This is a genomic window from Pontivivens ytuae (assembly GCF_015679265.1).
In the GTDB taxonomy this organism is placed as follows: Bacteria; Pseudomonadota; Alphaproteobacteria; order Rhodobacterales; family Rhodobacteraceae; genus Pontivivens; species Pontivivens ytuae.
Map to the genome: position 1 here is coordinate 352,887 of NZ_CP064942.1, position 22,276 is coordinate 375,162.

Here is a 22,276-nt window from a genome sequence, read left to right on the forward strand (position 1 = left end):
CGTTCGTTCTCGTCGGAGACCCGTGTGAAGGCGGGTCCGCAGACGGTGCGCGGGCGATGTGGAGCTGATCGAGAAGCTCGGGCGGAACGATCCCTGCCCCTGCGGCTCGGGCCGCCGCTACAAGCGGTGCTGCCTCAAGGGCGACCGCTATGACGGCAGCAACCGCCATCACTACTTTCAGAGAGCGCCGGTAACGCCGGCGCTCCCCCGTTTCGAGAGGGCCTGAGCGCCCCCTACTCCTTCTTGCCGAGCTGCTCCATCAGCGCGAGGCGGTCGGCCATCTTCCAGCTCTCCACGATCTCGCCATTGCTGATCTGGTGCACGGCGATCGCGCCGAAGGCGACCTCCTCGCCCGTGGGCTCGGCACCGTAGAGCACGCCCGTATGCGTCCCGCGGATGGTGCCGACCACCGTCACCACATCCTCGGCGACGTGGACGTTCTCGACATCGAAGCGGACATCCGCGAGCCCCTCGTCGATGCCGGCCACTTGGTCGAAGAAGCCCTCGACATCCATCGTCTCGGCCGACTCGCCATGCACCACCCAGCGATCGCTCAGCACGTCCTCCATCATGTCGATGTCGCGCGCGTTGATCGCGTTGTAGTAGCGCGCGACCATGTCGAGCGCCTGCTCCTCATAGAGCAGCGGCGATTCCAGCGCGTCGGCGAAGTGGCCCACATCCGGCGAGGCGGAGCGCAGCCGCAGCGTGCCGAGCACCTGGTTGTTCCGCTGCGGATCGAGCACGAGGATCTCGCCCTCGAAGACGCCGAACTGGGTCAGCTCCTCGATATTCGTGTAGTGCGTGATGATGAGAAGCGGGCCCGACCGGTCCGGATCCCCCTCCCACGCGGAGATGCGCTCGCGCAGGGCCGTGACGTTCTTTGCCCCTTGCAGCGACAGGAGCAGGTTCAGCTCCGCATCCGTCTGCACCGGCACGTCTTGCAGCACACCGGGCGTCGCGCGGTTGTAGCCCGCGGTCAGATGCTCCAGCGTCTGCTGGTTGCGGCACCACTCGCTGACCACGATCTGCGAGGGCACGATGTCGTTGAAGGCGAGCAAGCTGCCCAGATCGCGCATGTTCTGCGCGCCCTCGGGGCTCATGATCCGCTGGTTCTCGCAATCGGTCGGGCTCACGTCGACCACGTCGAGCTTGCTCCAGTCCGTGGGCCCGTGGCGCATCAGATAGACGACATCGTCGCGCAGGATCATCTCGCCGAAGAGCTGGAACGGCTCCAGCCGCAGCCCGTCATCGATGTCTTCTTGGTCGATCGTCGCCGACATCTCACCCACATGGGTGGAGATCTGGCGCAGCGTCTCGCCGCGCTCGGAATCTTCGGTAGTCTGCGCAAACAGCGCCATCGGAGCGGATACCGCAACCGTTGCGATGACGTTCAGGACGTATTTCATGAGTGCGGTCTCCTCAACCTGATGGAGCGGGCAGCGATCAGTGGCGAACGACGCGCCCGCAAAGGTTGAGATGGCATTCAACAACGGATCATCAATGGGTTGTTCTGGTATGTGATGGGCTCTCCCGCCGCACGACCGCGGATCGAGCTAGTAGATGGCCTTGGGAACGTCAGGGAAGATGGTGGTCCCGCCGCAAGCAAGCCTCTGACACCACGTCAGGCACGGCGGTGTAGCCGCCCAAAGGATCAAAATATCGGATGAAACAACTCCAATTCGATAATTAACCTCTTGAATAAGCCTAGTACACTACGGCAGCATTCTCAAGCCCCCAATTAATTGAATTATTTAACATTAAATCTAGAGCGAAACATTTACTATTAATAATCAAGTCTGCTCAAAACCTCATACGGCAAAAGCGATTATAAAGATGCTGCCACCCAGACGGGCGGACATGATGTCAAGAGAGGCGAGCAATCCCTGCTCGTTCGCACGAGCACTACGCAAGAGCGCAAAAGTCGTCGGTGCATTAACGAGCCCCATTCCGAGGCCCGCCAGAGTGACCGCAACGTAGGGTTCCCCAAACATGACAGCAGGGACAATTGGAAAATGCAAAACAAAGCCAATAAATATTAGAGCTCTATAATTATTATTACTCAATAACTTTGAAATGAAAAAGCTCACAGCACCGGATAAAATCCACAAAAGCATCAAGGCGAATCCAGCCTCTGATGGAGTTCGAAAGTCGGTGGGCAAAGCGAAGATGACAAAAGTACTTGCCCCAAAACACAAGAAAATTACCAATAGTATTATAAGACTCTCAGTGGACGGCACTCTGTATCGCACCACCCCTAAGTCAGTTTGATTTAAATCCTTTACCATGCATAACGCAAATAACGCAAACAAAGGAATAAGTAACCAAGCAGCCCCCCAACTTGCATATTCTGTCATATATCCAATAATTAAAGGCGAGATCGCAAATAATACGCTACTTATAGTTGTCCAAATTGATAGAGATCGCGCAGAACTCGCGCCCGAGTTCGATACGATGATGGGCACCGATGGAGAAAACAAACCTGCGGAGAAACCCTGAACACACCGGCAAGCCAGAATGTAGAAGAAGCCATATTCGGCGAGCATTGCCAATGAACTCAATGCATACAGAAAAACGCCCAACCTAAATGAGCGTGCAATATGACCTATGTCGATCAACCAACCAGAAATCGGAAGGCAAACCACCAAGCACAAACTATAAGCGGAGTAAACAATAGCAGCAGAGCTCTGCGAAAGATCCAGATGATAGACAATTATTGCAAAGCCACTCAATTCCATGATGTAGGATGTGTTAGCGGCTATTGCTCCAATAAAATTCCTTGAGGCCAAAACTAGTTTTTTCTAACTTTCTTTGCGTACCTTCCGACTTCACGCTCTTGTCCTGAGCGATCCACCAACGTATTTCTCAATTCTCGCCAATCCTGATCAGTCAGATCGTCCAATTCTGATACAAACTGAGCATCAGCATAAAACCTATTATCTGCCAACGCGACGGGAAACGGTTGCAGAAACGCAAGCGGCCAGTCCTCTTCAAATCGGATTTCTATATCGGTCCGAAGAGGCTTGATGTTGAAGAACAATGGACCGAACCACGCTCCAGTGTGTACGAAGCCTTCGAAGTATTCGAGGTGGGCTTTGGCGGGTACATTAGGCGGACGCCGCACCAGAATACCCCAATCCGGAGCCGTTCTGACCGCGAGGCCTGTCATGATCTGAAGCATGCCGTTCTCGGCTGCACTTATGAAGGGAGGACAGTGACCGACAACATCCGTGTCAGCAGCATCATCAAACCAGCCCCGATCACCCTCAAGGGTTACGCTATCCAGCAGCCTCCAGTCGGCATCGGGATCGAGACGCCAGAAGACTGACGCACCGTCATATCGGATGGAAAATGAGACCGACGGGAAGAGATACCACCCGATACTCGACGCGATACGAGCTGCTTCGCAAAAACGAAACGCTCGTGTGGGAAGGAGACCGCTAGCTGATTTGTCAGCCAGGATGGGCTTCTTCGCGCTTTCAAAAAGTCTATAGAAGCGCAGTTGTGGTTTGGAGAGTTCTGTCGTCAGCCCCTCCACAGGGGCCGACGGTTGTCCTGGATCTGCAAACTTCACCACGACGCCTGTTTGAACACGGGTGCCTTGCCGCCAACACGAACTTTCGTTTTTTCTTTCCAGTTCGAGCCCGAGGTCACCGGCGCCTTGCCTCCGATCTTAACATCGCTCTTGCTCGTCCAAGGCTTCAGAGTGACGACCGGAGACTTACCGCCGATTTTGACTTGAGACATATCCGACTCCATTTGAGAAAAGGATCCAATGAGCGGGCGCGATCGGCAGAATCTGCTCACACCGCTATCCGCAAATCAGACTATGATGAGAGGATTTACGCCAATCAAGCACAACCATAGACTGATTTTAACTATTTCCTATGATGCTGATTTTATTGAAAAATATGCCCGGAGCATTGAGATGCCGTCGCAACTCACCCGGCAGGCGCTTGAGGCGCGGTAGCCTCATTGAGCGTGAGGCTTCAGTTAAGAACCAGGCGTTCAATGCTCATGTTAAAGCCGCGTCGGATCCTGTTCTAACAGGGCGTCGGCAGCAGCATGATCTACATTTCCGATCTCGTCGGCGGTCGCCTGCGCAAATCGATGAAGTGGCATCGTCCGCGCGATACTTGCTGGCGATAGAACCGATCTTCACCGCCGCTAGATCCGCGAATTTAGCACTTGCGAGCTCCGTTGATCGAGACCGGCCTTTCGCCGAACGCTACCAACTCTTGATCACGCTTGCGGATCTGGCCGGAATGCCCGTTGCTCAAGTGCATAGGTCAATTCGCTCCGCCCCGGCCAGCTGCCATACTTCGCTCGATAATCCGTCATTGCCTCAACCATCCCACGGGCAATCCACGGGGCGGCGACCGAGGTGCCGGTCTCCCTGATCGAAGTGCCACCAAAAAATGCGCGCACGGGGACGCCTGCTATCGTCAGGCTACGATCGCTGACGGCGAGTACGTCACCCTCAACCGGGCGCGTCGGATCGCCGGGCGTTCCGAGCCCGGAATAAGAGACCATACGCTCCTCTCGTCCGGTTCTTCCGCCGACGCGCCAAACGTAGTTACCCGACGCATAGGCATTGAAGCTGCGTATACGCTGGATCGGGCTTGATGGACCGTCTTCATCGAACTCGATTTCGCGTCCTGCAGCGGTCTGCCGAGTATAGCTTGCGTGGCCGAGCCTCGCTTGCCGACCGCCGGAGCGCATCTCGACAAGCGAGTCGTCTCGCTGCACGAAAACCTCGACCTCTCCGAAAGCCTCCGCCTTCAACCCCCACCGCCCGACAGGCATACTGCGATCACGATAATCCCATCGCACCGTCGGGCCGAAGGCGAGTATGATGAGGTCGCGCGGTCGTCCGTGAGCGGGTGTTTCGCGTTTGAAGTACGCATATACGATGCTGCCGTCACGAAGTTGCAGCTTCATGCGCGTTCCACGTATGGGATTGCGTGTCGTTTCCGTCCACTCGGTATCGCCTGGCAAACAAAGAGCCGCGCGAAGGGCAAAGCTGCCGTCCTCCGGCACATCGGCGCGAAGAGAAACATAACTCGGTGTGCGGTCGTCCGGCAGCAAGTGTAACGAGAGCGGCCCGGTTTGCGATCCTACTCGAGCATGGCTCTGAGCCTGTCGACCATTGCCCATCGGCCACACCACATGAACCGGGCCGAGGCCCTCAATTGGCTGTCGCGCGGGATCGCAAAGCGCGTCGAGCGCGTGCGATAGTGGATCGCTACCGTCCTTGGGGCCTGAGAGAACGCCGTAGCTGATATTAATAACAGCGGGCAGAGCCAGCGGATCCAAGTCGCGAGACTTACCTAGCTCATAGGAGAGCGCCCTCGTCCGCGCCACCACGTGGACTACACCTAGAAGGATGAAGAACGGCAGCACTGCTCCAGAAGTGTCGCGAACGACCTCTGCCGGGAAGCCGACGCCTATGACCGGGTGCTCCGAGCCGAGATCTTCGACGGCGATTGCCATCACGCTCGAACCATGCGTACGGAGCCCGCGCATTCTGCGCCCACTTGGCGATCGGACGTCGTCTACGTCCAAAGCGCGGTAACGCCCCGAAGCGCCGCACAGTCTATCATGCGCAGTCTGTGGTTGGGCCAGATCAATCCCCGTGATTTCTGCGCCGAAAAGGACGGCTCCCCTGCGAGCAGCGGCCATCATCCAGACGCTGGCCAGATGGGCTCCCATCTGCGGCTGGGCGAATGGCAGCCCTTCGTCGATAATCGCGATCACCGTTGCGCTCTCCGGATTCTGCGGTCGCGCGCTTACGGGCATCAAGTCGCCTGGCTGCAGCTCCGGCGGAGGTGGCCCGGCGGGGTCGGTATTCTTCCGTGACACCGCGGCAGAGACAGCTGTTTCATCACAGATCACCTCCATCCCCAGAACTTCTTGCGCAGCAAGACGGTAATGCAGCAACGCGGTTCGGAAGCACTCCTTCACGCTCGCATCATCGGCAAACGCTGCATCCAACAACGCAGCAATATCCAGCTGCAGCAGCTTGCGGCCCTGAGAGGGATTGCCTGCAATGTCGATCTCGCGCGATAGCTTGCGATAGTCTAAAAGTTCCGAACCTTCGTACGGTACGGTGTCAGCCTCAGTCGTTTCTGATGTCGCCACGCGTCTAACCCCAGCGATGCTTCCATTCTTCTGATGCTTTACTCCAAAGCACGGCAAATAGCGGCGCTGGAAGCGGCGTTACAGGTGCCCCAAGAGGGGTAGCGGCAGCGTCTCCCTTCATCAAATGAGCGAGCTCATTGATGTCGTAGTCGCGCGATCTTCTGGGTTCGCATGCGTCCAGCGCATAGGCGCTGCCGTCGAATGCGTAACCGGTCGCCGCCATGTCAGCCTCGCTGTCCTCCTTCAGCGCGTTACGCGCTCGCGCTACCAGCAAACGAGCCAGAGAAATGCCGATTATGGCGCCCGACGCGCTGTCGGATGGATAGTGAACACCGGCGACCGTACGGTTGATCGCGACGCGCGATGCCAAGCGAAAGAGTTGGAGCACGTGCTCGTCGGGCGCTCGATCGTGAGGCAGGGGTTCGACCTCATGATCCGGGAACCGCAATGCCGTCAAAAGCGCCGCGATCATATGCGCTTGTGTAGAGTGCCCGCTCGGAAACGCGCCATGGCTCGGTGTTTGGATCACCGGCTGTATAAGGGGTGAAAAAAGTTCTGGCCGCGGGCATCCGAGAGCAATTTTGACTCGCTGAGCGAGCATAGTCGACCAGTCAAGCGCGGCACTGATCATCTCGAGCGTCCACTTGAAGCCGGCGGGCTGAAGTGGTGTGACCGCTCCAAAAAACGATAGCTGGTCGCTGATCTGGATGTCGATCTCCGGCAGCCGGTCATCTCGCAGATCCGCATAACTTGCCACGAGCGCGGCATCGCGCTCGAAGTCACTGAGATCTGGTCGGATAATCCTACAGATCGGCTGATCCGTTCCACCCGAACTGGAGCTGAAAATCGTAACTTCGTTTGCTCCGCCAGGCGTGCTTGCGGTGGTCTTAACACGGACTTCCTCGGTCAGTTCCGAGTGGACAACCGAGGCACGGTACACTTGATCAAGCTGCAGCATGCGGCCCGTACTGTGCTGTGCGTTGCCTTTGCCACTATCCGGGGTGATCTCGTCATTCTGCACAAGGGCATCACGTTGAACGATCAACGCCTCGCCCATGAGATAGGACGATTCACCTCCAGCGTGTTCAAAAATCTCATCGGCGATGTCTGTCGCAGTTCCGATCGTGCGGCCGCTGCGGCCACTCCGTCCACTTCTTCCGCTTCGGCCACTGGAAATCGGCATTTTGTCCTCCGCGCGCGGCAAAACATCGTTGATTGATATGGCGAATTGTTTGGTCTTCCCTACACGTGGTATGGATCTAAACGAACTTTGCAAGCATTGAAGTTTAGGGCCAACTCGTTGACAGTTTTGCGTCTCGAAATCTGCGGTCCCCTTCGCGTGACAACGCAGGATGGTGATGATCGAACTCCACGGGGCGCGAAGGCCAGGGGTATGCTTGCCCTCTTGGCGACAGGACGCGATTTTCAACGCACGCGTGCACAACTGATGGACAAGCTTTGGAGCACCCGCGGCTCCGAACAGGCGGCTGCAAGTCTACGGCAGGCTCTGCATGCATTGCGGGCTGCGCTCGGGAATGACGCCCTCACGTCCGGCAGCGGCTGGGTCGGCCTGGACTCGAGTAAGATCCATGTCGCGCTCGAACCGACCAACCTCGACGTTGATGGCTCGATCCCCGAATTTGCCGAAGGACTAGATATTCCGGATCCTGAGTTCGAGGACTGGATTCGCGACGCCAGACAACACTTTGCGGATCTTTGGTCAAAGACTATCGCTGACAACGAGACTACGATCTCCTCACCGGCCGAGAAACGAATTACACGGCTCGCAGAGTTCACTCGGCGACCTTGGAGTCCGCGCTCGATAAAGCTGGTCCTACCTTCAGAACCGCCTCTAGGGCACGACCGGAACGCGCTTTCGGATATCATCCTTCGTGATGGCGCGCAGAGGGCCGCACATATGCTGGGCGCCGAAGTAGCGGAGCACCGAACTCTATCAGCCGATGCGCAGTATTCACCGGGTAGTCTTCGCTTCGACTGCCAGGTCGCAGAGATTTCCGGGCGTGTCGTTATCCAGCCAACTATCGCCGATCCGATCAGTGGCATCGTGCTTTGGCAAAGAACGATGTCGGGGTCACAGGAAACGACTCAAGACCTGATCGATGAAGCTACAGCAGCCATTTCGAGCGCTGCTGTAACGCAAGTCTTCACTGCGCGCAGGACCGCAACAGCGCCACGCCTACTCGATGCATTCAGCTTCGATGCTTCACGTCTCCTTCAGGCAGATCAAGCGCTTGGAGCCGAAGCCGACAACACTGAAAGATCAGCAGAAGGACCTGTCCGCCTCGCCTACCGCGCGTGGCTACGGCACACGATGGTAATGGAGCGTCTCACACGAACTTCAAGCGATGCGTTGGAGGAAGCAAGTGAAATGATGCGCTATGCGCGTGAGGCGGCACCGTTTAATCAGTTCATTCTAGCTGTGGATTCACTAATCCATGGTGCTCGTGGCGAGGATGAACTCGCTCTTGAGCTCGCACTAGAGGCGCGGCGGCTGGATCCGAACCATGCCTTCGTTCGAAAGTCGCTGTCCGTGGCGCTTTCATTCAGCGGGCATCCGAAGGCTGCGCACGAAGAGGCTATCGCTGCCGGGCGGAACCAGATGTCACCGCTCGCGCCCGCGTTCTTCGAACTGCGCAAAGCCTATACAGCAATTGGAATCAACGACGCTGCAGGAGCGCTAAGGTGGGCAAAAGCCGCCATTCAACGCGCACCCGACCTGCGTGCGGCCCATCGCGTCGTGGCGGCACTTCAGTACGCAGATGGGAATGTCAAAGAAGCTGAAGCCAGCCTACTCAGACTGCGAACTCTCGAGCCGGACTTCAGCCTCGACCTCATGGCCAGCGACAGCTATCCCGTTGATAGTCTGCGTAAAGCTGGTCTGCTCTCTGTAACCGAATCTGGTTTGCTCTAATCTCTCTAACCCTTTGGATGCAGAGTAATGACTGCGTCGCCGGAGGTTCCGGAGGGGCCCGCCGATCCTGCTATCTCGCATTGAGGACCTGCCCGATTCCGGTAAGGTTGGGGCGAGCAGCGGGCGGGAAGGATCTTCAGTGAAGCCGGGCATACGGATTGCAGCACTCGCGTCGGTCGCCGTTCTGATCACCGTCGCCGGGGCCCTCGTGGTGGGTCTGGCGGGGACCGCTCCGGACCGGGACAACGCGTTTACCGCGCCCGGCCTCGATCCGCTGACCTTCGACGAGGCGCAGAACGAGTTCTATCGGCTGACGCCTGCCCTGCTCCTAGTCGTCTACGAGGCGTTCGGGCGGACGGGGGAGGACGAGATCTACGACACGCTGGCCGACGTGGCCCATGCGGAGGCGCTGGAGCAGCTCTATCTCGAGCGCGTCGGCGCCATGGCGGGCGGCGGGCTGGAGGAGGCCGATCAGGAGATCCATGAGATCAAGCTGCTCTCCTCGACGGTCACGAACGGAGGCGATGCGCTTCTCATCGATGCGTCCTGGCAGGTGATCGGCACGGTCGGCCATGCCGAACATCTTCACGTGCGGGGCAACAGCTACAGCGCGGACCTGACGATTTCGCCTGTCGATGGCGCCTGGAAGATCACCGATTTCGAGCTTCTCGACGTGAGCCGCGATGCGGCCGGCGAGACTTTCACGCCGCCGCCGACGAACTGATGGTCGAGATCGAGGACCTGACCTTCTCCTACCCGTCCGGCGGCTTCGGCCTTCGGGTGCCGTCGCTCACGCTGAAGGATGGCGAGCGACTGGCGATCGTCGGGCCGAGCGGGAGCGGCAAGACCACCCTGCTGAACCTGATCGCGGGGATCCTTCGTCCCGCAACGGGTCGGATCGACGTGGGCGGCACGGACGTGACCACCCTGAGCGATGCGGAGCGGCGGCGCTTCAGGGCGAGCCGGATCGGGTTCGTCTTTCAGGACTTTGCGCTGCTCGACTACCTGCCCGCGCGGCAGAACATCCTTTATCCCTATCGCATTTCTCCGGGCCTGGTGCTGGACGCGGCAGCACGGTCGCGGGCGGAGGCGCTGGCGACCGCGTCGGGCATCGGGGACAAGCTCGACCGGCATCCGTCGGCCCTGAGTCAGGGTGAGCAACAGCGGGTCGCGATCTGCCGGGCGCTGGTCACGCAACCGAAGCTCGTCCTGTCCGACGAGGCGACGGGCAACCTCGATCCCGAAAGCAAGGCGCGGATCCTCGACCTGCTCTTCGAACGGGCGGAGGCGGCGGGCGCGTCGGTGCTGGCCGTCACGCATGACCACGAGCTGCTGCCGCGCTTCGACCGCGTGCTGGATTTCAACGAGTTTCGCGAGGGTGCGGTGGCGTGAACGCTCTCTACCTCGCGTTCGCCTATCTGCGCTACAACTGGGTGCGCAGCCTCGTGATGGTGCTCGTCGCGGCGCTGATCCTGTTCGTGCCGGTGGCCACGCAGATCCTGCTGTCGACGAGCGAGCGGACGCTGACGGCGCGCGCCGACGCCACACCGCTGGTTCTGGGCAGCCGGGGGTCGGCGCTCGATCTGACGATGGCGGCCCTCTACTTTTCGGAGGAAAGCCCCGAACCGGTGGAGATGCGCGAGGTCGAGGCGGTGTGGGACAGCGGGCTCGCGACGCCGATCCCGGTGCACACGGCGTTTTCGTCCGGAGGCTTCCGGATCGTGGGCACGACGCTCGACTATTTCGACTTCCGGGCGCTGGAGATCGCGGACGGCCGCGGGCTGGCGGTCCTTGGCGAGGCGGTCATAGGGGCCAATGTGGCGGCGGCGCTGGAGAAGGGGACGGGCGACGCGCTGGTCTCCTCCCCCCAGAACCTCTTCGATCTCGACGGGGTCTATCCGCTGGAGATGCCCATCGTCGGCGTTCTCGCCCCGACCAACACCGCCGATGACGATGCGATCTTCGTCGATATCAAGACGTCCTGGGTGATCCAGGGCATCGGGCATGGGCACGAGGATGTGGTGACCGCCTCGGATGTCGAAGCGGGGCTGGACGTGACGGCGAATGCGGCGGTGGTCGAGTACCAGCGGATCACGGCCGAAAACCTCGACAGCTTCCACTTCCACGGGGCCGAGGCGGATTTTCCCGCGACCGCCGTGATCGTCGTGCCCAACGACACGCGCGCCGGTACGATCCTGCGGGGGCGCTACCTCGACCCGGAGGCGCGCACCCAGTTGTTCGAGCCCGCCGGTGTGGTTCAGGGGCTGGTCGACCGGATCTTCCGGATCAAGGCGCTGCTGGATGTCGTGACCGCGATCATCGCCGTCGCGGCCCTCGCGGCGGTCGGCCTTGCGGTGTTTCTCAGCTACCGGCTGCGCGCGGGTGAGATCGCGACGGCGGTCAAGCTCGGCGCGCGGCGCGGAATGGTGCTGCGGCTCTTGGCAGCCGAGACCGTCACATTACTCTTTCTGTCTGGCGTTATTGCTACAATGGGGGCCGCCATCGTTGCCCGGAACGCGGAGGCGTGGGTGGGATGGCTCCTGGCCCTCGGGACGTAAACACGAAGGATGAGATGATCATGAACAAGACACTTCTGGCGGCGCCGCTCGCCGTGATCCTCGCGGCCGGTCCGTCCGCCGCGCATTACGGCATGATCATCCCCAACGACCCGATGATCAGTCAGGAGGACGGGCGGAGCGTCACGCTGACCATGTCATTCTCGCATCCCTTCGAGATGGACGGCATGATGCTGGAGCGTCCGGTGTCCTTCGACGTGACGCACGAAGGGGAGACGACCGACCTCCTGGGCAGCCTGCAGGACGCCACCGTGATGGACGAGCAGGGCTACAGCCTCGACTATCCGCTGGAGCGGCCGGGCACCTACATCTTCTCGATGGAGCCGCAGCCCTATTGGGAGCCGGCCGAGGACGCCTTCATCATCCACTACACGAAGACCTACGTGACCGCCTATGGCGACGACGAGGGGTGGGATACCGAGCTTGGTCTGAAGACGGAGATCGTGCCGCTCTCCAAACCCTTCGCGCTGTGGGAGCACAACGTGTTCCAGGGCATCGTCAAGCTGGATGGCGAGGCCGTGCCCTACGCCGAGGTCGAAGTCGAGTTCTTCAACGATGGTGGTGCCGCGACGGTGCCCGACGAGCTGATGATCACCCAGACCGTGAAAGCGGACGAGAACGGCGTCTTCACCTACGCCCCGCCCGCAGGCGGCTGGTGGGGCTTCGCGGCACTGAACACGGCCGACTACACCCTGCCGCAGGATGGCGAGGACAAGGCCGTGGAACTCGGCGCGGTGATCTGGGTCCACTTCGAGAACTGGACGGGCGAGTGAGCCGTCTGCGCGCCCTGACCGCCTCCCTCGCGCTGATCGCGCCGGCCAGCGCCGGTGCGCATCAGCTCAACGTCTTCGCCTCCGTCGATTGCGAGGCGGTGCTAGTGGAGGCCAAGTTCTCCAACGGCCGGGCACCGGTGGAGGGCAAGGTGCGCGTGCTCGACGGGGAGAACACGCTCTTGACCACACTCGCGCTGGAGGCGGACGGGACGCGCCGGGTACCGCTCGACGGCCTCGATCACTCCGGCGGCCTTGTGATCGAGGTCGATACCGGGAGCCACGATGACTACTGGATCCTGACGCCGGAAGACATCGCGCGGCATTGCGGGAGTTGATGATGGTGCGCTCGATGATGCTCGCTGCGGTTCTGGCCTTCGCTGCGGCGGCGGCCACCGCGCAGGACACGCCGCGGATCGTCGCGGTGAACTATCCGCTGCAATACATGGCGGAGCGTCTGCTGGGCGATGAGGCCGAGGTGGTCTTCCCGGTGCCCGAGGGCGTCGATCCGTCGTTCTGGCGGCCCACCGTCGCGGATATCAGCGCGGTGCAATCTGCGGACCTGATCCTGCTCAACGGCGCGGGCTTCGCGACGTGGACGGCGCGGGTGTCGCTGCCTCGCTCGAAGCTGGTGGACACGTCGCGCGACGTCGAGGACCGCCTGATCGCGACGGAGACGATCACGCACAGCCACGGCGACGGCGGCGAGCACTCGCACGAGGGCATCGCCTCCTACACGTGGCTCGACCCGATGATGGCGCTGGCGCAGGCGGAGGCCATTGCGGAGGCGCTCACGTCACGCGTCATCGGCGATGCGGCGGAGATCGACGCGCGGCTGGAGGCGCTGTCGAGCAACCTCGAAGCGATGGACGAGATGGCGAGGGGCGCGCTGGAGGGAGTTGCGGACACCGTCTTCGTTGCGACGCATCCCCGCTACCAATACCTCGCCCGGGCGTATGGGCTGACCATCCTGTCGCTCGAATGGGAGGCCGGAGCGATGCCGAGCGACGCGGAGATGGCCGGGCTGCGAATGCTCGTGGCGGAGAACGACGCCAGCGTCCTGATCTGGGAGGCCGAGCCTCCGGCCGAAGCGCGCGCGGCCATCGCTGAGCTCGGCTTACAGGACGTCGTCTTCCCAACCCTCGCGGCACCGGTCGCCGACACGGCATTCTCCGACGCCTTTGGAGCCGCGGTCGAGCAGATGGCCGACGCTGCGGCACGCGCCGAAAGCGGCTGAGGTCCCCGCCCGCGTTTCATGCCGGATGATCGGGCGATGCGCATCCTGAGTGGTCCGGCATCGGCTCGTCGGCGGGAACGATGGCGGCCCGCCTCCCACGTCAGTTTCCCCTGAAGAGAGGACGCATTCGCCTCCGCCCCATCATGAGACCCTGGTCTGGCCCAACCTGCACTGCGAAAGCGGGCTTCGAAATCGGTGGCCTCGCCGAACCAGCGGCGCAGGTACAAGGGTTAGCCGTCCATCCCATAGATGTCGAAAGACCTGTACATCAAAGTCAGTTCCTCGCCCCCCTCTTCCTGAACCTGCGGCTAGGTCGTCAACTGATAAAGAGGATTCCCCTGCCTTGGGCTCGTGTTTCATTTCCGGAAACGGAGCGGTCATGACAGGCAGGCACGATCTGACGGATGCGGAATGGGCGGTGATCGCGCCCCTTCTGCCGAACAAGCCGAGAGGTGTCGCACGGGTCGATGACCGACGCGTCATCAGTGGCATCTTCTATATTCTGAGGACCGGAGCCCCCTGGCGCGACCTCCCGGAGCGCTATGGCCCGCGAACGACGGTCTACAATCGCTACAACAGGTGGGCGAAGAATGGCGTCTGGCTTCGCATCTTCGATGCCTTGGCGGAGCGGTCTCCGGGATCTCTGCATCTGATCGACAGCTCCATCGTCCGCGCCCACCAGCACGCCGCTGGCGGAAAAGGGGGGGAGAGGATCACGCCATTGGTCTCTCCCGTGGAGGCCTGACGACCAAGATCCACGCGGTCGTGGACGGTCGCGGCCTGCCGATCCGGCTGCTCTTGACCCCCGGCCAGGCATCGGACAAGACCACAGTGCCGGAGCGTGTCGGGCCGCTCGGACTGACCGGAGACGTCGTCGGCGACCAGGGCTACTTCGGCCAGGCGGTGATCGACGCCATCGAGGCGACAGGCGCGACGGCTCACATTCCGAGCCAGTCGAACGTCCGCGTGGTCCGAAGCGTGGACCGGACGCTCTATCGCGAACGCAATTGGGTCGAACGGTTCTTCAACCGCCTGAAGCACTTCCGCGGCATCGCAACACGACACTTCAAGACCGCAATGAACTTCCTGGCCACCCTTCACCTCGCCGCAGCGCGCATCTGGATCAGAGCTAATGAGTCCACGGCCTAGCTGATCTGCTCATAGCAGACTTCGCGCCCAATTACCCTGCCCACGGTCGCGACGATCTCCTACATGGTGGAAACGTCGCCCGCGATCGGGGCGGCGCGACCTTTCCAGAGGTCCGGCCACTCGAACGCCTGCGTCACCATTCAGCCGATATCCTCAGCCGCGATCTGGGCATAGGGCGTCCGGGGCTGCATCGGATAGCGGATGGTGCCGAGTCGGGCGACGGTAGCGGCGGTTCGGATCTCGTTCCAGTCGTCCATTTCAGGAACGCTGCATTGATGCGCAGTGCGGGCGCGTTAAGGTCGCTTTATTGCACTCATATGGCAGTCGATATCGACCGGAAAAGCGGAGGCCCCGTAAAGCGACCGACATCGCGCCGTCTCACCGTCAATCCCTCGCCCCGGCGACCCTGTCCGAAGTGCGTCGGTTGCTGTACCTGACCGCGCCGATCATGGTTGGACTGGCCTCCGGCACGCTCATCAGCATGGTCGACACGCTAATGGTCGCGCCGCTCGGGCCCGGATTCGCTGGCCGCGCTCAGGCTGGCGACGAGCGCGCTCGTTGTCTCTATTCAGGGATCTTCGGGCTGCTCTCCGTCGCGGGTGCTCATCTGGCTCGGGCTCCGGGCCGGCGAGGCTTGGGCGATGCTCGGAGAGTTACTAGCCGATGGGCTGCTTCCCGCGATCGGACTCGGGCCGGTTGCAGGTGTGTTGATTCTGATCGCCTTCCCGGCCTTCGCACGGCTCGGCATCAGCGTCGCAGTGCGAGCGCAGCTCTGGTCCTGCGATGGCCGCATCGCTTGTGCCCTACGCGCTGCTCAGGCTTTACCATCACCTGTTCAACGCGCTGGATCGCCGATGGGCGCCGCTCCGGGTGGTTCTGGCAGGCGTCGCGCCGAACGTGCCGCTCAACGGGGTGCTGATCCAGGGCGTCGGCGGCCTTGACTCGCTCGACCTGGCTGGAGCTGGGATCGCGAGCCTGCTTGCCACGACGTTCTCGCCTGTCCTGACGATCTGGCTATGGAGGTCGACGCGTATCGCCGGCGCGCGCGTCCCGGCCTGACACACGGCGTCTGTCTCTTCCGGGAACGTTAGCCGGCAGCGATGTCGAGCATGGGAGAGGGCGGATTTTATGCCACCGCGGGCATGATGACGGCGCTCTTCGGCGCCGTTGCGCTCGGAGCGAACGCGGTTGCCCATTCCATCGGCGCGGTGATGTACATGCTGCCGATAGGTATGACGGCGGTCGTCAACATCCGGGTCGGGCAGATCGTAGGCAGCAGGCAGGCGGAGCAGGCGCGGGCCGTGCTGGCAACGTCATCGTCGTCGTTTGGATGGGTGCGTTTATCAGGCTACTCCTGATGTTCCGCACCGATCTAGCGACCGCGCTCGGCACCGGTTCCGACGTGGTGCCCAGCGCCGCGGCCCCGTTCCTGACGCTAGCCTTAACGCAGACCGCGGACGAGAGTAGTCCACGGCGCAGGGGGCTCTGAAGGGGCCTGTTGGACATCAGGACGCCCACAGCCTAGTTGCTCGTCGACTACTGACTGCACGCGCTGCCACCGGCCTATGCCTGTGCGGTCGGGCTCGGCCCTTGCATGAATGGGGATCTGGATCGGCTACTGGGCAGGTGTCCTAGTTGCGGCAGTGACGTTGCAGGTGAGGTTTGTCGCTCGGACGCAGGAGCCGCCGCCGAGGCTTCTGAGGGTTGGAAGGCGCGGTTGGTGCGAATAACTCGTTCAGGGAACTTACGGCGATCTTTGGCTTATTGCGACGCGGTGTCGAAAGATGACCCGTTATGGGGAGCGACTGACGGTCCTGCCCAATGTGAACGCCACAAGACCCGCCATCGTCATAGCGATGCCGACTACTGTCGGTCCCGACAAGACTTCATCCAGCAATATCCAGCAGCCAATCGCTGTCGCCGCCGGGACCACTGCACCAGACAGCGCCGTCGCTGACACTCCAAGACGGGCAACGGCGACACCGAATACAAACATTCCTAGGCTCCAGACTCATTGATGCTCAAAGCCAGAAGATTACGGCGGCGGCGAGAGCGATGGCGGACAGGAAGACCTTGGGGCATCTGTCATAGCGGGTTGCGACCCGACGCCAGTCCTTCAGACGACCGAACATGATCTCGATGCGGTTGCGCCGTCTGTAGCGGCGCTTGTCATACCGGATGTCCTTGCCGCGGGAGGTTCTGCCGGGGATACACGGCCGTATCCCCTTATCCAGCAAGGCTTCGCGGAACCAATCAGCATCGTAGCCTCGGTCTGCTATGAGCCAGTCGACCGAAGGCAGGGACCCGCACAACGCCCGGGCGCCGATGTAGTCGCTTACCTGGCCGGCGGTGATGAAGAGACGTATCGGTCGCCCGAGGCTGTCCGTGACGGCGTGCAGCTTGGTGTTCATGCCGCCCTTGGTGCGGCCGATCAGGCGTCCACGCCCCCCTTTTTCAGCCGCAGGCTTGTCGCCGTGCGGTGGGTCTTCAGGTAGGTCGCGTCGATCATCGCCGTCTTCTCATCTGGCTCATCGGCAGCCAGACCCATCAGGATCCGGGCGAAGACACCCCTCTCGCTCCAGCGCTTCCACCGGTTGTAGAGGGTCTTGTGCGGGCCATATTCGCGGGGCGCATCGCACCAACGCAAGCCATTGCGATTGACGAAGATTATCCCAGACAGAACACGCCGATCATCGACGCGAGGCTTGCCGCGGGACTTTGGGAAGAAGGGCTCGAGACGCGCCATCTGCGCCTCCGTCAGCCAGGAGAGACTGCTCATGTCACCGCTCACTTTTCCAAGCGGTGAATCACACCTCGACCACCTGATCAATGGGTCCTAACCCTAATACAGTCCAACTCTTCATAAACCCACTCAACCGCATGGCTGGTCAGGCTCTCCTGTGTTGTTAGGACTTTTTCGCTGCCATTGGCGGTGATGCTGCAAAGACCGATCGGCGTGCGGGAGGGCTACGGCGTCCCGGCGCTGACGGACCAGGACAAGGCGAACATCCTCGGGCTCAACGCGGCCAGGCTGCACGGCATCGATGTCGAGGCCAAGAAGAAAGCATCGGCTGCGGACCCGTTCGGTCGTGGACCGGACAAATCCTACGCCGAGCCCAATTCAGGCGGCGACGAAGCGGCGATGTGCGATTTCGAGATGGACCGCAAATACGTCTAGGCGGGGACATCATAATCGGCGAGACGGAGGTTCGCGCCGCGCTCGATGGCATCAAGGACCCGTGCTTTTGCGTCGCGGGCGTGCCCGCCGGGCTGTCGGAGATGGGTCTGGTCCCGTTGGCGCGAGTCGAAGGCAACGCGCTCGAGATCGACGTGATCGCGACCGAGCCGACCTGCCCCGTCGCGATGATGCTCGTGAAGCAGGCGAGGACGGTCGTCGGCGCCTTGCCGGGCGCGACGTCGATCACGATCAACTTCGACCCCAGCCGACTGGACCGAGTAGGACGCTGACCCCTCCTATCGCGCGCGGCTTAATGCGTTTCGCCGTAGACGAGGGATTGATCCAGATGTCCTGGCCGGTCCACCCGCGCACCGAACCACGACGGGAGCAGCGCCATGAAGATCCTCATCGTGCAGGAGCGCGCCCAGCCCTTCCGATCGGACCGCAGCCGCGAGTTCGCGGGCCGTTTATCGTTCGTAGTCCGTGACGAGGCTAGCGAAGCCGTCGCTCATAAGGAGCAGTTCGTCGCCGACGGAGATCGGATGATGCGCGAAGCGTGTGGCCGCAGACGATGCCTTCGCGTCAGAACTGAGGGCGACGTGGCCGTTCCGGGCGCGGTGGGCGCGGCGGTCGTCGAGGACGGCTTGGGGGAGTTCAGCCGCAGCGCCGATGCCGGGGCCGAGCGCGCGTGCATCCGCGGCTTCGGCGCTAGTGTCCGGCTCACCGGTGCACCACCGGACGTCTTGGCCGGAGATGTGTAGAATCGGGCTGTCCGCGGCCCATGCCACCGACAAGCCGTGGCTTGTGAGCTGCGCCACTCCGAAGGCCGCCTTGGGGACTTCCCAAGGGGCGGCGACCTCCCGCGTCTTCTGTCGCTCGAACCGATCCTCGATGTGGGTGAAGACGGCGTGACAAGTCGCCTCGACGTCGTCGGCCTGCGTGGCGGCGAAGGCATTGCTGGCCGTGGAGGCCAACCAGGACGCGCCGCCCTGCTGCCCCAGCAAGCCCGGCGGGCCCATGTCGGTGGCGCCATCGATGACCCAGGCAAGCCGTGCCGTCGCGCCGCAGCGATCGTCGTTCGGCTTTTGCGCGCACCCGTTCACGCTGATCGTCTGGAGTGTCTCGAAATGCATAGCGCGCCCAATCCAAGGTCAGCCAATTCGTCGGCGCGACCGTGAAGGACGGAACAGATCCCGGCAAATAGACAATTGTTTCAACGCTGTCATGCGGCGCGGGGCGCCGTGTTTGTCCTTCGTGCGGAACGTCGAAGCCCAATCAAGAGCGAAACCAACTACGGCATGCCCACGAACTTGCGCATCGCGGTTCGGAAGCCATGGCCGGGCGTGAAACCCACGGCACGAGCCGCCGTGCCACGAGGAACCCCCGCCCTGATCAAGCCAGCCGCGCGGTTCATTCGCCAAGCCGTCTGATACTGGTGTGGGCTCAGGCCGGTCGTCAGGCGAAACGCTCTCTGGAAGTGTGTCGGGCTGATATGAGCAACGGCGGCCAGCTCCGAAAGCGTCACGCGCTTCGCAATGTTCGCGTGAAGATACTCCTGAACTCGCGAAAGCTGTTTGCGGTCCAGGCGATGGTCGTTGATCCGTGGACGCCGCGCGCCGAACATCTCGATCATCGTGTATCTGAGGGCGCCGCGCCCGAGCTCTTCCAGTTCGAGCGAAGACATCTCCCAGCCACCGCGACCTGCCGCGCGCAGCCGCAATGCCAGTGCCGTCAAGACGGGTTCCTGCTCGTTCCAGACATCGCCCAGATCGACGGCTCTCTCTGCCCGCAGTTCGTCAGCGATCTCGAGCCGAAGACGATCGGAGATCGTGATCGCGGCACACTCGGCCGGGGCATCAAGGCTGACCCAGTGGATCCTCTCCGCACCATTCGCACCGCCCGTGAAGGCACCGAGGCTGCGGGCTTCGGTCCGACCCTCGATCTCGACCAGGGCCTCGGTCCCGGAGAAGTTGAAGCCGATGCTGTAGGCCTCGGACACCGAGGGAGCGATATGCTGTGTCGGCGGCGGCACCACGCCCCAAAAAGCGCGCAGCTCGTTGGTCTCGATGGTCCACGTCATGCCGCGATCATAGGGGGTCTCCCGCAAATCGCACGACGTCGGCCGTCCCGATCTTGCGTATTTTCAATCACTTTCGCTGGCCGGAGATGAAGCAAATCAATCGTCTACGCCGCCAACAAACCAGGACGCCGCAAGATCGGGACGGCCGCGCCTGTTTTCGTCTGAAACTGCCCCAGCTCGCCCACTAATTGATTGATAGAACATGAGTTAGCGAGACATGGAGCCGAGACCCGTGACCGACGAAACTCGCCAAGAACCCTCAATCAACCCGACGCGGCGCAGTCTTGTCGCGGGCGGCGCGGCGGGTCTGGCCGCTGCCATGACGGCCAGCGCCGCCACTGCGCAGACCTCAACCCCGCCCGCGCGCTTCGCCGGGCGTCACGTGCTGATCACGGGTGCCACGTCCGGTATTGGAGAGGTCACCGCGCGCGCCTTTGCCGCCGAGGGTGCCCGGGTCTCCTTCAACGGTCGCAGGGCGGAACTGGGCGAGCGTATCGCGGCCGAGATCAACGAGGATCCAGCCGTTCAGGCCGCCGGTGGCGGCGCGCTCTACGTGCAATCGGACGTGCGCGACGAGCAGCAGATCATCGACTTCGTGCGGGCGGCCATCGATGCGCACGGTCCGCTGCACATCGCCTTCAACAATGCCGGCGTCGTGTTCGGGAACGGGTCGCTTACGGGCAACGCGCCGATGGCCGATATCGACGTGGCGGACTTCGACGACGTCTGGGCCACCAACACGCGCGGGCTCTTCCTGTCCATGAAGCATGAGATCCCGCGGATGCTGGAGAACCCGCCCTGGGGCGCTCGCGGTCTGCGCGGGGTAATCGTGAACAACTCCTCCGTCAGCGCCCATGGCGGCTTTCCGACGATCACGCCCTATTCGACGTCCAAGCACGGTGTGCTCGGCCTCACCCGTGGCGGCGCCATGGACTATGGCGGGCTGGGCTTACGCATCCTGGGCATCGCACCCGGCGGCGTCGACACTCCCATGCGCCGTGCGTCGATCGAGGCGCAGGGCCGCGATCCGGACGAGGCGCAGGCCCCCAATCTGATGCACCGGACCAATACGTCGCAGGAGATGGCGGAGATCGTGATGTTCCTCGCCACCGACGCGGCCTCCGCGCTCAACGGCGTCGATCTCGACGTGACCGGCGGGATGCTGACCGGCCCCTTCGCGCCGCCCAACCGCAACAGCTGATCCCCCACCCTCGAGCTGAAGATGACCGGAGACATCCCATGACCGACGAGACCGACCCAACCCGCCGCGCGCTCCTGACAACTGGCACCGTCGCGGCTGCCGCAGCGGGCCTTGGGGCCACCGCTGCGCGCGCTCAGGGGGCCGCGCCAGAAGGTGAACTGGCGGGGCGCACCGCGCTTGTGACCGGTGCTGCGCGCGCCATCGGCCGGGCGACGGCTGTTGCGCTGGCAGAGGCGGGCGCCGACGTCGCGCTCCTCGACATCGCCGATCCGGACGCGATCGACGGGCTCGCCTATCCGCTCGCCTCGCAAGCCGATCTGGACGAGGCTGTGGCCGCGGTGGAGGCCACGGGGCGGCGCGCCTTGCCCATCGTCGCCGACGTCCGATCCTACGAGGCCAATCGCGATGCCGTGGCACAAGCGGAGGCGACCTTCGGCCGACCGCTCGACATCTTCGTGGCGAATGCGGCACTCGTGCCAGCCGCCTCGCTGGACCAGATGACGGACGCACAGTGGCGCGACTGCATCGACGTGAACCTGACGGGTGTCGCCAACGGCATGCGGGCCGCGCTGCCGGGCATGGCGGAGCGTGGCTCGGGCCGCTTCCTCGCAACCTCGTCCACGGGCGGTCGGCACGGCATGGGCGGTCGCGCGCACTACGCGGCGTCCAAATGGGGCCTCATCGGCCTAATCAAGTCGGCAGCGATGGAGTATGGCCCCTCGAATGTCACGGTGAACGCCGTCTCGCCCACGGCAGTCGAATCCGTTCGGATGCCGCAGGGTGAGGCGCTCGAACGGGCGGCGGAGTACCTGACGACCCACTACAATACGATGCCGATCGCCTTCCTCCCGCCCGAGGCAATCGCGGACAGCTTCGTGTTCCTCGCCTCCGATCGCGCCCAATACATCACTGGCGAGATCGTCGAGGTTGCAGCGGGCGCGAACGCGCGCTTCACGGCGTGATCGCCAAAGTTCGCCGGCGCTAGAGTTGAGACAGAGGAGATGCAAAAGGACCC

Annotated in this window: 24 protein-coding genes and 1 pseudogene; 16 read left to right on the plus strand and 9 right to left on the minus strand. The window is 62.3% G+C overall.

Annotation, left to right across the window (positions count from 1 at the left end; genetic code table 11):
* Window positions 1–58 precede the first annotated feature (58 nt).
* Window positions 59–226, plus strand: a complete 168-nt coding sequence (locus I0K15_RS21235; RefSeq protein ID WP_422394000.1) for an SEC-C metal-binding domain-containing protein — start codon at window positions 59–61, stop codon at window positions 224–226.
* A 7-nt stretch (window positions 227–233) separates the two neighbouring features.
* Here the strand turns inward: I0K15_RS21235 and I0K15_RS01600 are convergent, their stop codons facing one another.
* The 4 genes from I0K15_RS01600 to I0K15_RS01615 form a co-directional block, all read right to left on the minus strand.
* Window positions 234–1,406, minus strand: a complete 1,173-nt coding sequence (locus tag I0K15_RS01600) for an ester cyclase (protein ID WP_196103711.1) — start codon at window positions 1,404–1,406, stop codon at window positions 234–236.
* Between the two features lie 402 nt (window positions 1,407–1,808).
* Entirely contained in the window at window positions 1,809–2,735 is a 927-nt protein-coding gene (locus I0K15_RS01605) for an MFS transporter (protein WP_196103712.1), read from the minus strand.
* A gap of 53 nt (window positions 2,736–2,788) precedes the next feature.
* Window positions 2,789–3,571, minus strand: a complete 783-nt coding sequence (locus I0K15_RS01610) for a DUF6065 family protein (protein ID WP_196103713.1) — start codon at window positions 3,569–3,571, stop codon at window positions 2,789–2,791.
* Window positions 3,568–3,744 carry a hypothetical protein gene (locus tag I0K15_RS01615; protein WP_196103714.1) on the minus strand — a complete coding sequence of 59 codons (177 nt, stop codon included), beginning with the start codon at window positions 3,742–3,744 and terminating at the stop codon, window positions 3,568–3,570. The genes I0K15_RS01610 and I0K15_RS01615 overlap by 4 nt, the downstream gene beginning before the upstream one ends.
* 28 nt (window positions 3,745–3,772) lie before the next feature.
* Here I0K15_RS01615 and I0K15_RS01620 point away from each other — a divergent pair, with 28 nt between their 5' ends.
* Complete coding sequence (locus I0K15_RS01620; protein WP_196103715.1) at window positions 3,773–3,967, plus strand: hypothetical protein; 195 nt, start codon at window positions 3,773–3,775, stop codon at window positions 3,965–3,967.
* Window positions 3,968–4,239: 272 nt separating this feature from the next.
* On the opposite strand, the gene I0K15_RS01625 is transcribed toward I0K15_RS01620, so the two are convergent.
* Window positions 4,240–6,138 (minus strand): hypothetical protein, encoded by a 1,899-nt coding sequence (locus I0K15_RS01625; protein ID WP_196103716.1) that lies wholly within the window; start codon window positions 6,136–6,138, stop codon window positions 4,240–4,242.
* Between the two features lie 4 nt (window positions 6,139–6,142).
* The gene (locus tag I0K15_RS01630; protein ID WP_196103717.1) at window positions 6,143–7,321 is read right to left on the minus strand and encodes a phosphatase PAP2 family protein; all 1,179 of its coding nucleotides are present in this window, start codon (window positions 7,319–7,321) and stop codon (window positions 6,143–6,145) included.
* Window positions 7,322–7,585: 264 nt separating this feature from the next.
* On the opposite strand from I0K15_RS01630, the gene I0K15_RS01635 reads away from it, so the two are divergent.
* From I0K15_RS01635 to I0K15_RS01680, 10 genes and pseudogenes are all read left to right on the plus strand, one after another.
* Window positions 7,586–9,070: a tetratricopeptide repeat protein gene (locus I0K15_RS01635; RefSeq protein ID WP_196103718.1), complete on the plus strand. Its 1,485-nt coding sequence runs from the start codon at window positions 7,586–7,588 to the stop codon at window positions 9,068–9,070.
* 139 nt (window positions 9,071–9,209) lie between these two features.
* Window positions 9,210–9,794 carry a hypothetical protein gene (locus I0K15_RS01640; RefSeq protein WP_196103719.1) on the plus strand — a complete coding sequence of 195 codons (585 nt, stop codon included), beginning with the start codon at window positions 9,210–9,212 and terminating at the stop codon, window positions 9,792–9,794.
* Window positions 9,794–10,462 carry an ABC transporter ATP-binding protein gene (locus I0K15_RS01645; protein ID WP_196103720.1) on the plus strand — a complete coding sequence of 223 codons (669 nt, stop codon included), beginning with the start codon at window positions 9,794–9,796 and terminating at the stop codon, window positions 10,460–10,462. Before I0K15_RS01640 ends, I0K15_RS01645 begins: the two co-directional genes overlap by 1 nt.
* Complete coding sequence (locus I0K15_RS01650; protein ID WP_196103721.1) at window positions 10,459–11,628, plus strand: ABC transporter permease; 1,170 nt, start codon at window positions 10,459–10,461, stop codon at window positions 11,626–11,628. The genes I0K15_RS01645 and I0K15_RS01650 overlap by 4 nt, the downstream gene beginning before the upstream one ends.
* A 20-nt stretch (window positions 11,629–11,648) precedes the next feature.
* A complete protein-coding gene (locus tag I0K15_RS01655) occupies window positions 11,649–12,419 on the plus strand; it encodes a DUF4198 domain-containing protein (protein ID WP_196103722.1) in 771 nt (256 codons plus the stop codon).
* Window positions 12,416–12,754, plus strand: coding sequence for a hypothetical protein (locus I0K15_RS01660; protein ID WP_196103723.1), 339 nt, complete (start codon window positions 12,416–12,418; stop codon window positions 12,752–12,754). The genes I0K15_RS01655 and I0K15_RS01660 overlap by 4 nt, the downstream gene beginning before the upstream one ends.
* Before the next feature lie 2 nt (window positions 12,755–12,756).
* Window positions 12,757–13,653, plus strand: a complete 897-nt coding sequence (locus I0K15_RS01665; protein WP_196103724.1) for a metal ABC transporter substrate-binding protein — start codon at window positions 12,757–12,759, stop codon at window positions 13,651–13,653.
* 379 nt (window positions 13,654–14,032) lie between these two features.
* Window positions 14,033–14,802 (plus strand): annotated as a pseudogene (locus I0K15_RS01670) (IS5 family transposase).
* A 783-nt stretch (window positions 14,803–15,585) separates the two neighbouring features.
* Window positions 15,586–15,861, plus strand: a complete 276-nt coding sequence (locus I0K15_RS01675) for a polysaccharide biosynthesis C-terminal domain-containing protein (RefSeq protein ID WP_196103725.1) — start codon at window positions 15,586–15,588, stop codon at window positions 15,859–15,861.
* A gap of 86 nt (window positions 15,862–15,947) precedes the next feature.
* Window positions 15,948–16,160: an MATE family efflux transporter gene (locus I0K15_RS01680; RefSeq protein WP_230374233.1), complete on the plus strand. Its 213-nt coding sequence runs from the start codon at window positions 15,948–15,950 to the stop codon at window positions 16,158–16,160.
* A 663-nt stretch (window positions 16,161–16,823) separates the two neighbouring features.
* Here I0K15_RS01680 and I0K15_RS01685 read toward each other — a convergent pair.
* A protein-coding gene (locus I0K15_RS01685) for an IS5 family transposase (protein ID WP_196103727.1) occupies window positions 16,824–17,581 on the minus strand; the annotation gives its coding sequence in 2 pieces (ribosomal slippage) (window positions 16,824–17,260 and window positions 17,260–17,581; 759 coding nt in all).
* A 147-nt stretch (window positions 17,582–17,728) separates the two neighbouring features.
* On the opposite strand from I0K15_RS01685, the gene I0K15_RS01690 reads away from it, so the two are divergent.
* Both I0K15_RS01690 and I0K15_RS20935 read left to right on the plus strand, forming a co-directional pair.
* Complete coding sequence (locus I0K15_RS01690; protein ID WP_196103728.1) at window positions 17,729–17,980, plus strand: hypothetical protein; 252 nt, start codon at window positions 17,729–17,731, stop codon at window positions 17,978–17,980.
* Between the two features lie 80 nt (window positions 17,981–18,060).
* Window positions 18,061–18,270: an iron-sulfur cluster assembly protein gene (locus I0K15_RS20935; protein WP_230374234.1), complete on the plus strand. Its 210-nt coding sequence runs from the start codon at window positions 18,061–18,063 to the stop codon at window positions 18,268–18,270.
* A gap of 177 nt (window positions 18,271–18,447) precedes the next feature.
* Here I0K15_RS20935 and I0K15_RS01700 read toward each other — a convergent pair whose 3' ends face one another.
* Both I0K15_RS01700 and I0K15_RS01705 read right to left on the minus strand, forming a co-directional pair.
* The gene (locus I0K15_RS01700) at window positions 18,448–19,113 is read right to left on the minus strand and encodes a protein phosphatase 2C domain-containing protein (RefSeq protein ID WP_196103730.1); all 666 of its coding nucleotides are present in this window, start codon (window positions 19,111–19,113) and stop codon (window positions 18,448–18,450) included.
* A 158-nt stretch (window positions 19,114–19,271) separates the two neighbouring features.
* A complete protein-coding gene (locus I0K15_RS01705) occupies window positions 19,272–20,060 on the minus strand; it encodes a helix-turn-helix domain-containing protein (RefSeq protein WP_196103731.1) in 789 nt (262 codons plus the stop codon).
* Between the two features lie 232 nt (window positions 20,061–20,292).
* Between I0K15_RS01705 and I0K15_RS01710 the strand changes: the two genes are divergently transcribed.
* Window positions 20,293–21,261, plus strand: a complete 969-nt coding sequence (locus tag I0K15_RS01710; protein WP_230374235.1) for an SDR family NAD(P)-dependent oxidoreductase — start codon at window positions 20,293–20,295, stop codon at window positions 21,259–21,261.
* Window positions 21,262–21,299: 38 nt separating this feature from the next.
* Complete coding sequence (locus I0K15_RS01715) at window positions 21,300–22,223, plus strand: SDR family NAD(P)-dependent oxidoreductase (RefSeq protein ID WP_196103733.1); 924 nt, start codon at window positions 21,300–21,302, stop codon at window positions 22,221–22,223.
* Window positions 22,224–22,276 lie beyond the last annotated feature (53 nt).

Coding starts and splice junctions, on each gene's coding strand:
- I0K15_RS01655 (WP_196103722.1), top strand. CDS start 11,649: ATGAACAAGACACTTCTGGCGGCGCCGCTCGCCGTGATCCTCGCGGCC.
- I0K15_RS01615 (WP_196103714.1), bottom strand. CDS start 3,744: ATGTCTCAAGTCAAAATCGGCGGTAAGTCTCCGGTCGTCACTCTGAAG.
- I0K15_RS01705 (WP_196103731.1), bottom strand. CDS start 20,060: ATGACGTGGACCATCGAGACCAACGAGCTGCGCGCTTTTTGGGGCGTG.
- I0K15_RS01635 (WP_196103718.1), top strand. CDS start 7,586: ATGGACAAGCTTTGGAGCACCCGCGGCTCCGAACAGGCGGCTGCAAGT.
- I0K15_RS01630 (WP_196103717.1), bottom strand. CDS start 7,321: ATGCCGATTTCCAGTGGCCGAAGCGGAAGAAGTGGACGGAGTGGCCGC.
- I0K15_RS01645 (WP_196103720.1), top strand. CDS start 9,794: ATGGTCGAGATCGAGGACCTGACCTTCTCCTACCCGTCCGGCGGCTTC.
- I0K15_RS01700 (WP_196103730.1), bottom strand. CDS start 19,113: ATGCATTTCGAGACACTCCAGACGATCAGCGTGAACGGGTGCGCGCAA.
- I0K15_RS01675 (WP_196103725.1), top strand. CDS start 15,586: ATGGCCGCATCGCTTGTGCCCTACGCGCTGCTCAGGCTTTACCATCAC.
- I0K15_RS01680 (WP_230374233.1), top strand. CDS start 15,948: ATGACGGCGCTCTTCGGCGCCGTTGCGCTCGGAGCGAACGCGGTTGCC.
- I0K15_RS01620 (WP_196103715.1), top strand. CDS start 3,773: ATGAGCGGGCGCGATCGGCAGAATCTGCTCACACCGCTATCCGCAAAT.
- I0K15_RS01715 (WP_196103733.1), top strand. CDS start 21,300: ATGACCGACGAGACCGACCCAACCCGCCGCGCGCTCCTGACAACTGGC.
- I0K15_RS01605 (WP_196103712.1), bottom strand. CDS start 2,735: ATGGAATTGAGTGGCTTTGCAATAATTGTCTATCATCTGGATCTTTCG.
- I0K15_RS01600 (WP_196103711.1), bottom strand. CDS start 1,406: ATGAAATACGTCCTGAACGTCATCGCAACGGTTGCGGTATCCGCTCCG.
- I0K15_RS01665 (WP_196103724.1), top strand. CDS start 12,757: ATGGTGCGCTCGATGATGCTCGCTGCGGTTCTGGCCTTCGCTGCGGCG.